This is a genomic window from Paraburkholderia phenoliruptrix (assembly GCF_047325075.1).
Taxonomy (GTDB): Bacteria; Pseudomonadota; Gammaproteobacteria; order Burkholderiales; family Burkholderiaceae; genus Paraburkholderia; species Paraburkholderia phenoliruptrix.
Genome location: NZ_CP168531.1, coordinates 121,786 through 136,724, shown reverse-complemented (window position 1 = coordinate 136,724; position 14,939 = coordinate 121,786). Strand labels below are relative to the sequence as shown.

Below are 14,939 nucleotides of genomic sequence, written 5' to 3'. Positions count from 1 at the left end.
CAGGGAACCCGGTAATGGAAAACAAATCACATGCGTTCTGGGCAGGACTCTTCACGGTCGTGCTGCTCGGCGCGATCGCCACGGCGGCATTTTTGTTCAATGTCGACCGCGCCGTGCGCGTGCCGTACGATCTGATTGCGCGCACCAATGTGACGGGCCTGTTTACCGACGCCGCCGTGCGCTATCGCGGGCTCGACGTCGGCAAGGTGCAGTCCATCAAGTTCGACCGCGATCATCCGGGGCAGATCGTGATCCGCATTCTCGTCGACACTCACGCGCCGATCACGCATTCCACGTTCGGCAGTCTCGGCTTCCAGGGCGTGACCGGCATTGCGTTCATCCAGCTCGACGATACGGGGCGCGATCCGTCGCCGCTCGCTTCGTCGCCGAAACAGGTGGCGCAGTTGCCGATGCGGCCTGGCCTGCTCGACCAGTTGCAGCAGCGCGGCGACGTGCTGCTGAGGAAACTCGAAAAGGTCACGGACGACGTCGACAATCTGTTGTCGCCCGAGATGGTCGACCAGTTGCACGGCACCGCGGCCAGCATTCAGAAAGCCGCGGACGGCGTCGCCACGCTCACGCAGCAGATGGCGCCCGCGGCCGGCAAGCTGCCCGCGACCATCGACAAGCTGGGCTCCACGCTCGCCTCGACCAACCAGTTGATCACGAGCCTGAACCGCCCCGACGGTCCGTTCGAGAGCAATCTGAACAAGGTCGGCACGGCTGCGCAGCAGGCAGGCGACGCGCTCACCGCGATGAACGGCTCGTTGCAGGAGTTGTCGGCGCGAGTCGGTTACGACACGCTGCCGCGCGTGAATTCACTCGCCGAAGACGTGCGTTCCGCTGCACGTTCGGTGGACCGTGCCGCCGACACGTTCAGCACCAGTCCGCGCAGCGTGCTCTTCGGTGCGCCGGCCGCGGCGCCGGGGCCGGGCGAGGCCGGATTTACGTGGCCCGCCGCGCGCGCCGCGCAATGATTCTGAAGGTTTGAAGAAAGGAAGATAGTCATGTCACGCTCCATTCACCGGCTGTTGTCCTCGCGCGTCACGCGTGCGGGCGCGGCGTGCGCGGCGCTCGTCGCCGTGGGTCTCCTGGCCGCCGGCTGCACGAGCACGCCGGCCGCGCTGTCGGACATCCGCTACGATTTCGGCCCGCCGAAGCCGGCGTCGTCGGCGGGAACGCAGCCGGCCGTGAAGGTGCTCGACGTGAGCGCGCCCGAAGGGCTGCAGTCCGACAAGCTCGTGTACCGGCTCGGCTACGCGGACTCGCAGCAGGTCGCCGCGTACGCCAACAGCCATTGGACGATGCCGCCGTCCGCGTTGCTCACGCAGCGTCTGCGCGGCGCGCTCAGTTCGCGCGGCACGGTGCTGACGGGCGCCGACGGCGTTGCCGCGCCGGTGCTGAAAATCGAACTGAGCGAGTTCGAGCAGGTTTTCGATAGCCAGTCGCAAAGCCATGCGGCCGTGACCGCGCGCGCCACGCTCACGCAAAGCGGCAAGGTGATCGGCCAGCGCACGTTTATCTCGCGCGCGCCGTCCCGTTCCGCCGACGCCGCCGGCGGCGCGCAGGCGCTCGCCGCCGCCAGCGACGACCTCGTTGCGCAAATCGGCGCCTGGCTCGGTGTGCAGGCGCTGGTCGCCGCGCAATGAAGCACGCGCAGCGCACGCAACGGAGCGCTGCATGAGCGAACGATCGTGGCTGCGCCGCCCTTCGGTGCTCTCGCGGCAGGCGCTGGTGCTCTATACCGCGCTGATCGTCTACGGTTCGTGGTATCCGTTTTCGGGCTGGCGCTCGCTCGGCATCGGGCCGCTGGCCTATCTCGCGGACCCGATGCCGCAATACCTGACAGCTTTCGATGTCGTCACGAACGTGCTCGGCTACATGCCGTTCGGCGCGCTCATGGTGCTCGCGCTTTACCCGCGCTGGCGCGGGCCGCTGGCGGTCGCGTTGGCGTTCCTCGTGGGCGGACTGCTGTCGGGCGTGATGGAAGCCGTGCAAACCTATCTGCCGACGCGCGTCGCCTCCAACCTCGATCTCGCGGCCAATGCACTCGGCGCGCTGCTGGGTGCCGCGATCATGTCGCCCGCGACCGGCGCGCTGCTCGACCGCGGCTTGCTGCGGCGTCTGCGGCTCATGTGGTTCGAGCGCGACAGCGCGGCGTTGGCGTGCCTCGTGGCGGCCTGGCCGTTTGCGACGATGTATCCGGCGCCGCGCCTCTTCGGCCTCGGCAACTGGCCGCGCGTCCTGTGGACCCGTTTCGATTCCACGACGCAGGACGCGCTCTTCGCCTGGACGCCGGCCGGCTGGCACGTCGGCGCGTGGCCGGCATGGGTGGCCGCCTGGCTGCCGGAGGACGCGTGGGAAGCGCTCATCACGACGCTCAATCTGTTTGCCGCGCTGGCGCTCGCGTCGTTGTCCGTGCGCCGTCATGCGCCGCGCGTGCGGCTGATGCTGCTGTTTATCGTCGTCGCTCTGGGTGTGAAGGCGGGCGCGACCTTCCTGCAATCGCAATCGGGCCTGGCTTTCGACTGGGCGACGCCGGGCGGGCTTGCGGGCCTCGGCGGCGGCGCGCTGCTCGGGCTCGTCGTGCTGCGTCTGCCGCGCAGCGCGCGGGCGTCGCTGGCGGCCGGCGCGCTTGTGCTCACGCTGGTGCTGGTCAACCTGCTGCCGGTGAATCCTTATTTCGATGTGGTGCTGGCCGACTGGCGGCAAGGGCGGTATTTGCACTTCAACGGCCTTGCGCGCTGGCTCGCGTGGGTCTGGCCGTATGCGGCGCTCGTGTGGCTCGCGTTTGTCGTCGAGCGGGTGTGGCTTGGGCGGCGCACGCGGCGCGCCTGAGCGCGCGGCAGGCGCGGACGAGGCGCGGCTCGGCGTGGGAGGTGGCTTGCTGGATATAATCGTCGGCTGCGGGCTGCGGGCTGCGGGCTGCGGGCTGCGGGCCGCGCGCTCGCGCCGTGCGCAGGCCCGCAGGCATCGGCCGCGCCAGCATCCGCCCGATAGCCGCGTCGCTGCGCCCAACCGCGTTCTGCTGCACTATTGCCCTTCTGATAGCTTTCCCTCCCGTACATCATGGACTCGTTCTACAAATATCACGTCTTCTTTTGCCTGAATCAGCGCGAGCCGGGCGCGGAGCGTCCGAGCTGCGCGAATTGCAACGCGCAGGCCATGCAGGAGCACGCGAAAAAACGCGTGAAGAAACTCGGCCTCGCCGGCCCGGGCCAGGTGCGCATCAATAAGGCCGGGTGTCTCGACCGCTGCGAGCTGGGTCCGGCGCTCGTGGTGTATCCGGAAGGCGTCTGGTACACGTACGTGGATGAAAGCGACATCGACGAAATCGTCGACTCGCATCTCGCGAACGGCAAAATCGTTGAGCGTCTGAAGATCGATCAATAAACGGCACCATGAACGTACACACGAAGAAGTATCTGATCGACGGCCCGGTCGGCAAGATCGAGGTCGCGCTCGACCTGCCCGACGAAGCCCGCGAAAACGGCGCCGCGCCGCGCGGCATCGCGCTCGTCGCGCATCCGCATCCGCTCTTCGGCGGAACCATGGATAACAAGGTCGCGCAAACCCTCGCGCGCACGCTCGTCGGGTTGAACTACGTGACGTATCGCGCGAATTTTCGCGGCGTAGGACAAACGCAAGGCGAGCACGACGCGGGCATCGGTGAGCGCGACGATCTGCGCGCGGTGCTCGACCACATGCGCGCGCAACCTGGGCACGGCGATCTGCCGCTCGTGCTGGCGGGCTTTTCGTTCGGCACGTTCGTGTTGTCGCACGTGGCGGCGAAGTTGCGCGACGAAGGGCAGCAGATCGAGCGCATGGTGTTCGTCGGCACGGCCGCGAGCCGCTGGGAAGTCGCGCCGGTGCCGGAAAACACGCTCGTCATTCACGGCGAGACCGACGAGACGGTTCCCATTCAATCCGTTTACGACTGGGCGCGGCCGCAGGAATTGCCGGTTGTCGTGATTCCGGGCGCCGAGCATTTCCTGCATCGCAAGCTCCACATCCTGAAGCGGATCATTGTCGACGCGTGGCGTTGACGGATCGGCTGACGCGCGTTTTCAGGGGTACAGGTAGGCAAAAACTCACAATTTATCGCCCGCCGTTGCGCGAAGTTGCGAGTGTAGCGCGCGTATAATGGGCGCTCTTTTTTGGGCGCAGCACGGCCTGTGCGGCAGTTCGCGCGACGCGTAGCTTCTTTTCACGCGCGCAGCGGTGCCGGCTGCAGGTGTGCTGCGCGAACCGATCGCGTGGCCGGAAGTCCAATGGGCGCCCGAGCCGCTACGCTTGATGTTGCGGCCAGACGCTCGCCGACCGGCTCTCCCAACTCTGCGCTCGCGCGCGCTGTACTTTTCTGCACGAACCGACCCTATGCGTTTTTCCACCTCCGGCCGCCTGTCTTTCCCCTCCGCTGCATCCTTCGTTCCCTCCACGCTCAGCCGCGCCATCACGCTCGGCGTCGTGTTGCCCGCCACGCTCGCGGCCAGCACCGCGTTCGCGCAAGTGCCGCCGCCGGCGGTGAATGCGCGCTCGTGGGTGCTCGTCGACGCAACCAGCAATCAGGTGCTCGCGTCGGGCAATCCGGACGAGCGCGTGGAACCGGCATCGCTTACCAAGCTGATGACGGCGTATCTCGTCTTCGAAGCACTGCAGACGAAAAAGATCGCGATGGACCAGACGGTGACGCCGAGCGAAGCGGTGCGCCGCGTGCGCACGGACGAATCGCGCATGTTTATCGAGGCGAACAAGCCCGTCACCGTGCACGATCTGGTGTACGGCATGATCGTCCAGTCGGGCAACGACGCCGCCATCGCGCTCGCCGAACTGGTGGGCGGCAGCGAGGCGCAGTTCGTCAACATGATGAACACGGAGGCGCAGCGCCTCGGCATGACGCACACGCATTTCGCCGACGTGAACGGCATGCCCGACCCGCAGCACTACACGACCGCGGGCGACCTCGCCGTGCTGTCGGCGCGTCTGATTCGCGACTTCCCTGACTACTACAACATCTTCTCGGTCAAGGAATTCACATACAACAAGATCAAGCAGCCGAACCGCAACCGTCTGCTGTGGATCGACCCGACCGTCGACGGTCTGAAGACCGGTCACACGCAAGCGGCCGGCTACTGCCTGATCGCGAGCGCGAAGCGTTCGCTGCCGGGCACGCCGGACGCGTCGCGCCGTCTCGTCTCCGTAATGATGGGCGAGACGAAGGAGCACGACCGCGTGCAGGACAGCCTGAAGATGCTGAACTACGGCTACTCCGCGTACGACACCGTGCGTCTGTACAAGGCGAATCAGGTGGTCGGCACGCCGCGCGTCTACAAGGGGGCGCAGGACAGCGTGCAGATCGGCGTGAAGAGCGATCAGTACATCACGGTGCCGAAGGGCATGGCCGACAAGGTCAAGCCGCAGATCGACCAGATGGATCCGCTCATCGCGCCGATCGCGAACGGTCAGCAGGTCGGCACCGCGAAGCTCGTCGCCGACGGCAAGGTGCTCGCGCAATTCCCGGTGGTCGCCTTGCAGGCCGTGCCGCAAGCCGGCGTGGTCGGCCGCGTATGGGACTCGCTCATGCTCATGTTCAACAAGAAAAAGTAAGCGCCTGATCGCAATGACTGCTCTTCCCGATGTTCCGCTGGAACCTATCGTTTATCTCAACGGTGAAGTGGTGCCTTTGTCCGAGGCGCGCGTGCCGGTTCTCGACCGCGGCTTTATCTTCGGCGACGGCATTTACGAAGTCGCGCCGCTCTACGCGCACGCGGGCGGTCGCACGGCTTTCCGCTTCGAGCAGCACTTGGCGCGCCTCGCGCGCTCGCTCGGGAAGATCGGCATTGCCAATCCGTTCGAGAACGCCGGCTGGCGCGCGCTGATCGAGCGCGTGACGGCGGCCAACGAAGCCGAGGGCGGCCTCGCCGCCGAACAGGACGCGATCGCGTATATCCAGATCACGCGCGGCGTCGCGAAGCGCGGCCACGCATTTCCTGCCGGCATCCAGCCGACGGTGTTCGTCATGGTCACGCCGCTCAATCTGCCGAACGCCGCTCAGCGCGCCGAGGGCGTGCGTTGCGTGAGCGCCGAGGATCGCCGCTGGCTTCATTGCGACATCAAGTCGGTCTCGCTGCTTGGCAATGTGCTGATGGCGCAGTACGCGGCGGAGAACGACGCTTTCGAGACTATCCAGTTTCGCGACGGCATGCTGACCGAGGGGTCGTCGTCGAATGTTTGGGTCGTGAGGAACGGCGTGCTGGCGGCGCCGCCGCGCAGCCACAAGATTCTCGAAGGCATTCGCTACGGGCTGATCGAGGAACTGGCGGCCGAATGCGGCATCCGCTTCGAGGTGCGCGAGATCGCCGAGGCCGAAGTGCGCGCCGCCGACGAGATCGTGATCAGTTCCGCCACCAAAGAGGTGCTGCCCGTCACGCAACTCGACGGCCAGCCGGTCGGCGAGGGCAAGCCGGGCGCGGTGTTTGCGGCACTGTACGCGGCTTATCAGCGAGCCAAGGCGAAAGAGGCACAAGCGGCAAAAGAAGCACAAGCGGCAAAAGAGGCGCCCGAGGCGCGGCAAGGAGCAGCACATGAATCCGGCGAACGAATCACTCATTGAGTTTCCCTGCGATTTCCCGATCAAGATCATGGGCAAATCGCACCCCGAGTTTGCTGAGACGATCGTCACGGTGGTCCGGCAGTTCGACAGCGCAGTCGACGCCTCGCGCGTCGAAACCCGTCCGTCCAGCGGCGGCAATTACACCGGACTGACGGTGACGGTGCGCGCCACCAGCCGCGGGCAGCTGGACGACATTTATCGCGCGCTCACCGGGCATCCGATGGTCAAGGTCGTGCTGTAACGCGGCGCTTGAATCAGGCTTGAATCCGGCTTGAATCGGGCTTGAGTCAGATTATGGCGCGACGCGCAACGCGTCCGCCGTCCCTGCGGAGCTTGCCGCATTCGCCGTCGGCCCGGCTTCGCAGGCCTGGTCGAAAAGCAGTTTGAAGCGTCCCACCTCCGCGAACACCCAGTCCCGGAAGGCCTTCACCCTCGCCGTTTCCAGCATGTGCGGCGGGCAGATGAAGTAGTACTGCCACGGGCTAGGTCCGTCCACATTGAAAAGCCGCACGAGGCGGCCCGCCGCGATCTCGTGCATGGCTAGCGAGCGGCGCGTGAGCGCGATGCCCTGACCGTCGATCGCCGCCTGCAGCAGATTCGACGAATCCTGATACAGCACGCCGCGCTTGGGCTCCGGCCACTCGGTCAGGCCGGCCGCGTCGAACCACGGACGCCAGAGTTCGTCGTCGGAGCGCAGCAGCGGGAGATTCGCGAGTTCGGCGGGCGTTTTGGGCAGCTTGCCGCCGTTGAAACTGGGCGCGCAGGCCGGGAAAAAGATCTCCTCCAGCAGAAGCTCCGAATGCAGCCCCGCGTACTTGCCGTAGCCGAAACGGATTGCCACGTCGACGTCGTCGCGCGCGAAGTCCGTCAGCGCATTCGTGGACAGAAGTTCAAGATCCCACTGCGGATGCGCCTCGATAAAGCTGCCGACGCGCGGCGTCACCCAGCGCGCGGCGAACGACGACAGCATGGACACCACGAGCCGCCGTTCCCGGTCGCCGGCGCGGATCTGACGCGTGGCGTCGCACAGCGCGCCGAGCGCCGCGCGCACCTGTTGGGCATAGCGCCGGCCGGTTTCGGTGAGCCGCACGCGTTTGCCGTCGCGCGCGAACAGCGAGACGCCGAGTTCGGCTTCCAGCGCACGGATCTGATGACTGACGGCGCCATGAGTGACGAAAAGCTCGTCTGCAGCGCGCGAAAAGCTCTCGTGGCGGGCGGCGGCTTCAAAGGCCTTGATCGCGTTCAGTGGCGGGAGATGACGGAGCTCCATCGCAATTATTCTCACATAGAGGTGAAAATTGATCGTTTTGCGTAAACCCTTGCTGCGCCTACGATTGTAGCCATGAAACGACTTTTGGCGAGGGCATTATGCGAGAAGTTTCCTCTAGCATCGCGTATGAAATCCACAGCGGCGAGATGCTGCCCCTGAAGGTGGCGCGCAGCACCAAGCTCGTCGTGCGCGGCGGCGCCGTCTGGGTGACGCGCAGCGACGACACCGAAGACTACTGGCTGCAGCCCGGCCACACGTTGAGACTGCGCCGTGGCGAGCGGCTCTGGTTGAGCGCCGAGGGCACGCCGCGCGCAACGGTCGCGTTCTCGGTGCCGACGCGTTGCGACGAGCGCGCGCTGAACTGGTTTGCGCGCATGGGCGAGCGTTTCACGGCGTGGCTACGCGGCGGGTGGCGCACGGTTTGACGGGAGTGCCGCGCCGTTCGCGCGCGTCGACTTTGGGCGGGGATTCCTGGATTTCGGTAAACTGCCGGGATCATGTCTGCCCCTTCGGTTTCCTCATCTCCATTGCCTGCCGCAGCGCCGCCTACGCTGCGCTGGCGCGGCAGCGAACGCTACGAAGCCAGTTTCGACGCGATGCGCGCCTTCACCGACGCGCGCACTGCCGAGACGCCCGACGAAATCTGGCTGGTCGAACATCCGCCCGTCTTCACGCTCGGCCAGGCGGGCGATCCAGCGCACCTGCTGGCCGCCGACAGCGCCATTCCTCTGGTGAAAGTCGACCGCGGCGGACAGATCACGTATCACGGCCCGGGGCAGGTGGTGGCTTACCTGCTGCTCGATTTGCGGCGCCGCAAACTGATGGTTCGCGACATGGTCACGCGGATCGAGCAGGCCGTGATCGACACCCTTGCGGCGTATAATCTTGCCGGGGAACGCAAGGCCGGCGCGCCGGGCATCTACGTGTCGCCGGGGCCGCAGGCCGGATTGCACGCCGGCGCGAAGATTGCCGCGCTCGGTCTCAAGATTCGCAACGGCTGCAGCTATCACGGCGTCAGCCTGAACGTGAAGATGGATTTACGGCCGTTCCTGGCCATCAACCCTTGCGGCTACGCGGGTCTCGAAACAGTCGACATGGCAACGCTCGGCGTTGCGGCCGGCTGGGACGACGTGGCCCGCACCCTTGCAGCCCGCCTCACCGCAAACCTCGACGGCAGTCCCGCGGCCGTCGCCCAACCGCAGGCCGGTGCGCTCACCGCCTGACTGGATCGAACGAATGACTGACGTTACCGCGAACCTCGCAGCTTCTCCCGCGCCGGAAGGCGTGCCGGCATCGGCTGCGGCCTACGACGCTACCGCGAAGCAGAAGGCGCAAGCCAAGACCGCCCGTATTCCCATCAAGATCGTTCCGATCGAAAAACTCAAGAAGCCGGACTGGATCCGCGTCAAGGCGGCAACCGGCAACTCGCGCTTCTACGAAATCAAGCAGATCCTGCGCGAACACAACCTGCACACGGTCTGCGAAGAAGCGAGCTGCCCGAATATCGGCGAATGCTTCGGCAAGGGCACCGCGACCTTCATGATCATGGGCGACAAGTGCACGCGGCGCTGCCCGTTCTGCGACGTGGGCCATGGCCGTCCCGATCCGCTCGATCCGGACGAGCCGGCGAACCTGGCGCGCACCATCGCCGCGCTGAAGCTCAAGTACGTCGTGATTACGAGCGTGGATCGCGACGATCTGCGTGACGGCGGCGCGGCGCACTTCGTCGAATGTATCCGTCAGACGCGCGAGTTGTCGCCTGACACGCGCATCGAAATTCTCACGCCGGACTTCCGCGGCCGCCTGGACCGCGCGCTGGGCATTCTGAATGCCGCGCCGCCCGACGTGATGAACCACAACCTGGAAACCGTGCCGCGTCTGTATAAGGAGGCGCGTCCGGGTTCGGACTACGCGCATTCGCTGAAACTGCTCAAGGATTTCAAGGCGCTGCACCCGGACGTCGCGACCAAGTCGGGTCTGATGGTCGGTCTCGGCGAAACTGAAGAAGAGATCCTGCAGGTCATGCGCGATCTGCGCGAGCACGACGTGGATATGCTCACCATCGGTCAGTATTTACAGCCTTCGGAACACCATCTGCCGGTCCGTTCTTATGTGCATCCGGACACCTTCAAGATGTACGAAGAAGAGGCGTACAAGATGGGCTTCACCCACGCGGCAGTGGGCGCGATGGTGCGTTCGAGCTATCACGCCGATTTGCAGGCGCATGGAGCCGGCGTGGTCTGAGTGCCTGCTTTTCCGTCCGCTCACTGAAGAATGCCCGCACACGTTGCGGGCATTTTTTTGCGCCCGAACAAGGGCGAATGCGCGAGCCCGGGTTGCAGCAGCGGCGGGGCTGGCAGAGGGATGTCAGAGCGCCCGCATGAGGGGCGCCGCCGTTCATCTCATAGAAACAGTTCGATGACCGGCCAGCCGCGCTCGGTGGCGATCGCACGCAAACGCGCGTCGGGGTTGGTCGCGACCGGATGGGTCACGCGTTCGAGCAACGGCAGGTCGTTGATCGAATCGCTATAAAACCAGCTCTCTGGAAAGTCCTGCAAACGATGGCCGAGCGAGGACAGCCAGCTCTCGGTACGGGTGATCTTGCCTTCGCGAAAAGTCGGCACGCCGACCGCCGCGCCCGTGAAGCGCGCGAGCGGATCGCCGCCTTCGGTGTCCAGTTCAATCCCGAGAAGATGCTCGAAGCCGAGCGCCTTGCCGATCGGCGCGGTCACGAACACATTGGTCGCCGTGACGATGCAGCACAGGTCGCCTGCGTCCATGTGGCGTCGCACCAGCTCGCGCGCGGCCGGCAGAATGGCGGGCGCGATCACCTCCCGCATGAACCGCGCATGCCATTCATCGAGTTGCTCGCGCGTATGGCGCGCGAGCGGCGCGAGCGTGCGCTCCAGGTAGGCGGTCATGTCCAGCGTGCCGGCCACATATTGCCGGTAATACTCGTCGATATCTTGCGCATGCCGTGCAGCGCCTTCAATGCCGAGGCCGGCGACAAAGTGGGCCCATGCCTGGTCGCTGTCGAGCGGCAGCAAGGTGTGGTCCAGGTCGAATAGCGCGAGATTGCGGCTCATCCGGTTGTCCTCGTGATCAGGTGGTCGAAGCGTTAGACAGACGTTGTATCAGCGCCATTTGAGCGAAATGAGAGCGGTACCGGAGCGGCCCCGGAGCGGCGCAAAGCGCGAGGCGCGCAGCAAGAACAGCCGCGCCGCTCGACATTCGTTGCGCGAGCGTATATTTAAAAGCACAAAATTACAATAAGGCAAAAATGTGCAACACTACTGTCATACGCCCCGGGTGCCGTACGCGGCATGCGGTTCCGCTTACGGCAGCAGAGAACAAATGCGCAGTGCCTTATGTTGATTCTCCTTAACCTTCTGGCCGGTGTGGCACTGCTCGTGTGGGGCTCGCATATCGTGCGCACGGGCATTCTTCGGGTGCTGGGCGCGGACCTGCGCACGGTGCTTGGGCGCAGCACGCGTAGCCGCTGGCGCGCATTCGTGTCGGGTGTCGGCGTAACGAGCCTCGTGCAAAGCAGCAACGCGACCGCGGTGATCCTCACTTCGTTCGCGGCGCAAGGGCTTCTGCCGCTCACCAGCGGGCTTGCCATCATGCTCGGCGCGGACGTCGGCACGGCGCTGATGGCGCGGGTTCTCACGCTCGATCTGTCGTGGCTGTCGCCCATCCTCATTCTGTTCGGCGTGCCGTTGTTTCTGTCGCGCAAGCAGACGCGCGCCGGTCAGGTCGGGCGGACGCTGATCGGGCTCGGGCTGATCCTGCTCGCACTGCATCTGATCGTCGAGGCGGCTCAGCCGATGATGCATGGCGCCGGCGTGCGCGTCATGTTCGGCGCATTGACGGGCGACACCATGCTCGACGCCCTGGTGGGCGCGGCCTTCGCGGTGGTGTCGTATTCGAGCCTCGCAGCGGTGCTGCTCACGGCGACGCTCGCGTCGTCGGGCGTGATCTCGTTGAAGGTGGCGCTGTGTCTCGTGATCGGCGCGAATCTCGGTAGCGGCCTCGTAGCTTTGCTGGGCGCTGCCGCGCAGAATTCGGCGGCGCGGCGGCTGGCGCTGGGCAGCTTCGCCTTCAAGCTGGCGGGCGCCTTGCTGATCCTGCCGTTCGCGTCATTGCTCGCGCGCTGGCTGCCGGTGCTGATCGCCAATCCGCGCGAAGCCACGGTGGGCTTTCATCTGATCTATAACACGCTGCGTTGCTGCCTATGCCTGTCGCTGATCGATCCGGTTGCGCGCATCTGCGAGCGCGTGTTGCCGGATCGGCCCATGCCGAACGGCGAACTGCGGCCGCTGCATCTCGACGCCGCCGCGCTCACCACCCCCACGCTCGCGCTCGCGAATGCCGCGCGCGAGGTGCTGCGTATCGGCGACATTGTGCGCACCATGCTCGACAACGTGGCGGAACTGATCCATCACAACCATATCGAGAAGGCGCGCGAAACCGTTCGTATGGACGACGACGTCGACGAACTCTACGCCGCAATCAAGGACTACCTCACGCTGATTTCACGCGAGCAGCTTGACGAAGCCGATAGCCGCCGATGGACCGACATCATTTCGCTGACCATCAACCTCGAGCATGCGGGCGACATCATCGAGCGGATTGTGGGCGATATCGAGGAAAAGAAGATCGCGCACCGTCTGTCGTTTTCCGAGGAAGGCCTCGGCGAACTGGACGATTTGCAGGCGCGGCTCGTCAGCAATCTGCAACTCGGACTTTCGGTATTCCTGAATAACGATCTGCGTTGCGCCGAGCGGCTGCTGGCCGAGAAGGAGCGTTTTCGCGATCTGGAGCGCGCCTATTCATACCGGCATCTGGACCGCCTCGCCGGGCAGACGCTGCGCAGCATCGAAACCAGCGCACTGCATCTCGATCTGATCAGCGACATGAAGCGGCTCAATTCGCTGTTCTGCTCGACTGCCTATCCCGTGCTAGATGCCGCGGGCGCGTTGCATGACACGCGCTTGCGCAAGCGCGCGCTGGACACCATGCATGTGAAGGAGTGACGCGCGGCTGGTCCGCACGCGGTGCGGCGCGGCAGTGCTGCAGGGCGCTGCGCGCGCGTCGCGCGCTACGCCAGCACAACTTCATCGAGCTTCTTTTTCAGCGCACCGAAATCCGCGACGTCCGCGGCCTTCTTGTTGGTGACGAGCACGTCGATCCGCTCGACGGGGCAATATGAAATCCGGCTGCGCTGACCAATCTTGCTGTAATCGGCGAGGATCACCACACGGTCTGCATTCGCGACCATCGCGCGCGCCACTTCCGTTTCGGCGTGGTCGTAGTTGGTCGCGCCATGCCGGTGGTCGATGCCGACCGGCGAGAGCAGCGCGAGATCGGCGCGATAGCGTTGAATATCAAGCACCGTGGTCGCGCCGGTGGTCGCCATGGCGCGGTCGCTGATCGTGCCGCCGAGCAGAATCACTTCGTTGCCGGCTTCCGGCTGCTCCGCCGCGCCGCGCAGTTTCAGTGCGACGTCGATTGAATTCGTCACGATGGTCAGGTTCGCGAGCTTCGCCAGTTCTTCGGCGAGCGCGGCGGTGGTGGTGCCGGCGTCGATAAACAGCGTCTGGCCGCTCGCAATGAGCCCGGTGGCCGCCTTCGCAATGGCCGTTTTAGATTTGACGCGCATGTGCGCGCGCTCGGCGATAGGCGCCTCGTCGGCTGGTTTGATGGCGCCGCCGTGCACGCGGCGCAACTCACCGAGCGCTTCGAGATCGAGCAGATCGCGCCGCACGGTTTCGCGCGACACGCCAAGGTCCGCCATGATCCGTTCGGTGGACACCCGATGCAATGTCGACAATAACGCGCGTATTCTCTGATGACGGTCTTCCTGCCACATGCATTTTCCCTGGATGCGAAGGCGTTCGCATAACGTGTCTTAACCGACGACATCGTGGCCACGAATGTGTGTCCGGACGATGTCAAGCGTACTACTTCAGCCGGATTGTGTTGTATTTTTTTGGTAGCTTGCAAGTTTGTGTATTTGAATTTAGCCTTCGCAAATCGAAGTGCCGCCTGATTCGAACATCGAATGTTCGAATGGACAGTTTAATCTGTGTTTTCGCGCGTTTTCATGGCGCTTTTGGACAAGACCGCAGGCGTCGGCGCCTGGTGCGCTTTATTCTCAGTGAAAGGTGACGGGACGTGGCAAACGGGATCGATCGCGCAGCACCTGCAGACTGGCCGTATCCGCCGCTCGTCGCGCATCGTTGCGGCGGCACGCTCGCGCCCGAGAACACGTTAGCGGGTTTCGACGCCTGTGTGCGCTACGGTTACCGCATGGTCGAATTCGACGCCAAGCTTTCCTCCGACAACCAGCTGTTCCTGCTCCACGACGACACGCTCGAGCGCACGACCAACGGCTACGGCGCGGCGGCGGTCTACTCGTGGGCGCAACTTGCGTTGCTCGACGCGGGCGCATGGTTCGGGCCGCAATTTGCAGGCACGCGTCTGCCCACGCTGGCGGAGGCGGCCGCGCGTTGCGCGCGCGAGGGCATCGCGGCCAACATCGAAATCAAGCCGTGTCCCGGTCGCGATGAAATCACCGGCCGGCTCGTCGCGAGCGCCGCGCTCGAGTTGTGGCAAGGCCAGACGCCCCCGCTGCTGTCGTCGTTTTCGTTCGAGGCGCTCGCGGCCGCGCGCGACGCGGCGCCTTCGTTGCGACGCGGCATGCTGTTCGAGGAAGTGCCCGCGGACTGGCTGCGCATTGTGCGCGAACTGGACTGCGTGTCCTTGCATGCGAGCCACCGTTATCTGAGCCAGCCGCTCGTCGCCGACATCCGCGCGGCCGGCTTGCATGTACTCGCCTACACGGTGAACGACCCGGCGCGTGCGCAATTGCTCGCGGAGTGGGGCGTCGACATGATTTGTACAGATCGCATCGATAAGCTGCAGCACGACATGCTTTGAACGCCGCACCGGCGCGGGCATGGCGCGGGCGCGAGAGCACGGAAGTACCGACGCATTGACGGACGCACAAGCCAGCAATAAGCGTGGGCAACAAGCGCATGGAATAAGCGCAGA

The 14,939-nt window shown here is 65.0% G+C and carries 16 protein-coding genes; 13 read left to right on the top strand and 3 right to left on the bottom strand.

Annotated features, from left to right (window positions below; genetic code table 11):
* Positions 1-14 precede the first annotated feature (14 nt).
* The 8 genes from ACEN8U_RS12540 (at position 15) to ACEN8U_RS12505 (ending at position 6,854) form a co-directional block, all read left to right on the top strand.
* Positions 15-977 (top strand): MlaD family protein, encoded by a 963-nt coding sequence (locus tag ACEN8U_RS12540; RefSeq protein WP_310104891.1) that lies wholly within the window; start codon positions 15-17, stop codon positions 975-977.
* Between the two features lie 30 nt (positions 978-1,007).
* Complete coding sequence (locus tag ACEN8U_RS12535; RefSeq protein ID WP_310104893.1) at positions 1,008-1,649, top strand: ABC-type transport auxiliary lipoprotein family protein; 642 nt, start codon at positions 1,008-1,010, stop codon at positions 1,647-1,649.
* Between the two features lie 31 nt (positions 1,650-1,680).
* Positions 1,681-2,838 carry a VanZ family protein gene (locus ACEN8U_RS12530; protein ID WP_015001493.1) on the top strand — a complete coding sequence of 386 codons (1,158 nt, stop codon included), beginning with the start codon at positions 1,681-1,683 and terminating at the stop codon, positions 2,836-2,838.
* A gap of 231 nt (positions 2,839-3,069) precedes the next feature.
* On the top strand, positions 3,070-3,393 hold the full coding sequence (locus ACEN8U_RS12525) for a (2Fe-2S) ferredoxin domain-containing protein (RefSeq protein WP_013337877.1): 324 nt from the start codon (positions 3,070-3,072) through the stop codon (positions 3,391-3,393).
* Between the two features lie 8 nt (positions 3,394-3,401).
* On the top strand, positions 3,402-4,046 hold the full coding sequence (locus tag ACEN8U_RS12520; RefSeq protein WP_015001494.1) for an alpha/beta hydrolase: 645 nt from the start codon (positions 3,402-3,404) through the stop codon (positions 4,044-4,046).
* A gap of 331 nt (positions 4,047-4,377) precedes the next feature.
* Positions 4,378-5,607 carry a D-alanyl-D-alanine carboxypeptidase family protein gene (locus ACEN8U_RS12515; RefSeq protein WP_015001495.1) on the top strand — a complete coding sequence of 410 codons (1,230 nt, stop codon included), beginning with the start codon at positions 4,378-4,380 and terminating at the stop codon, positions 5,605-5,607.
* Positions 5,608-5,620: 13 nt separating this feature from the next.
* Positions 5,621-6,613 carry a D-amino acid aminotransferase gene (locus tag ACEN8U_RS12510; protein WP_015001496.1) on the top strand — a complete coding sequence of 331 codons (993 nt, stop codon included), beginning with the start codon at positions 5,621-5,623 and terminating at the stop codon, positions 6,611-6,613.
* A complete protein-coding gene (locus tag ACEN8U_RS12505) occupies positions 6,585-6,854 on the top strand; it encodes a DUF493 family protein (protein WP_015001497.1) in 270 nt (89 codons plus the stop codon). The genes ACEN8U_RS12510 and ACEN8U_RS12505 overlap by 29 nt, the downstream gene beginning before the upstream one ends.
* 51 nt (positions 6,855-6,905) lie before the next feature.
* Here the strand turns inward: ACEN8U_RS12505 and ACEN8U_RS12500 are convergent, their stop codons facing one another.
* Positions 6,906-7,883, bottom strand: a complete 978-nt coding sequence (locus ACEN8U_RS12500; protein WP_015001498.1) for a transcriptional regulator GcvA — start codon at positions 7,881-7,883, stop codon at positions 6,906-6,908.
* A 98-nt stretch (positions 7,884-7,981) separates the two neighbouring features.
* Here ACEN8U_RS12500 and ACEN8U_RS12495 point away from each other — a divergent pair, with 98 nt between their 5' ends.
* From ACEN8U_RS12495 to lipA, 3 genes are all read left to right on the top strand, one after another.
* Positions 7,982-8,308, top strand: coding sequence for a DUF2917 domain-containing protein (locus tag ACEN8U_RS12495; protein ID WP_015001499.1), 327 nt, complete (start codon positions 7,982-7,984; stop codon positions 8,306-8,308).
* Between the two features lie 72 nt (positions 8,309-8,380).
* Positions 8,381-9,106, top strand: a complete 726-nt coding sequence (gene lipB / locus ACEN8U_RS12490) for a lipoyl(octanoyl) transferase LipB (protein WP_310104900.1) — start codon at positions 8,381-8,383, stop codon at positions 9,104-9,106.
* Between the two features lie 13 nt (positions 9,107-9,119).
* Positions 9,120-10,127, top strand: a complete 1,008-nt coding sequence (gene lipA / locus ACEN8U_RS12485; RefSeq protein ID WP_310104902.1) for a lipoyl synthase — start codon at positions 9,120-9,122, stop codon at positions 10,125-10,127.
* 158 nt (positions 10,128-10,285) lie between these two features.
* Here lipA and ACEN8U_RS12480 read toward each other — a convergent pair whose 3' ends face one another.
* Positions 10,286-10,969 (bottom strand): HAD family hydrolase, encoded by a 684-nt coding sequence (locus ACEN8U_RS12480; protein ID WP_015001502.1) that lies wholly within the window; start codon positions 10,967-10,969, stop codon positions 10,286-10,288.
* A 282-nt stretch (positions 10,970-11,251) separates the two neighbouring features.
* Between ACEN8U_RS12480 and ACEN8U_RS12475 the strand changes: the two genes are divergently transcribed.
* The gene (locus ACEN8U_RS12475; RefSeq protein ID WP_015001503.1) at positions 11,252-12,919 is read left to right on the top strand and encodes a Na/Pi cotransporter family protein; all 1,668 of its coding nucleotides are present in this window, start codon (positions 11,252-11,254) and stop codon (positions 12,917-12,919) included.
* Positions 12,920-12,984: 65 nt separating this feature from the next.
* On the opposite strand, the gene ACEN8U_RS12470 is transcribed toward ACEN8U_RS12475, so the two are convergent.
* Complete coding sequence (locus tag ACEN8U_RS12470) at positions 12,985-13,755, bottom strand: DeoR/GlpR family DNA-binding transcription regulator (RefSeq protein WP_310104904.1); 771 nt, start codon at positions 13,753-13,755, stop codon at positions 12,985-12,987.
* A gap of 305 nt (positions 13,756-14,060) precedes the next feature.
* On the opposite strand from ACEN8U_RS12470, the gene ugpQ reads away from it, so the two are divergent.
* A complete protein-coding gene (ugpQ, locus tag ACEN8U_RS12465) occupies positions 14,061-14,825 on the top strand; it encodes a glycerophosphodiester phosphodiesterase (RefSeq protein WP_310104907.1) in 765 nt (254 codons plus the stop codon).
* Positions 14,826-14,939 lie beyond the last annotated feature (114 nt).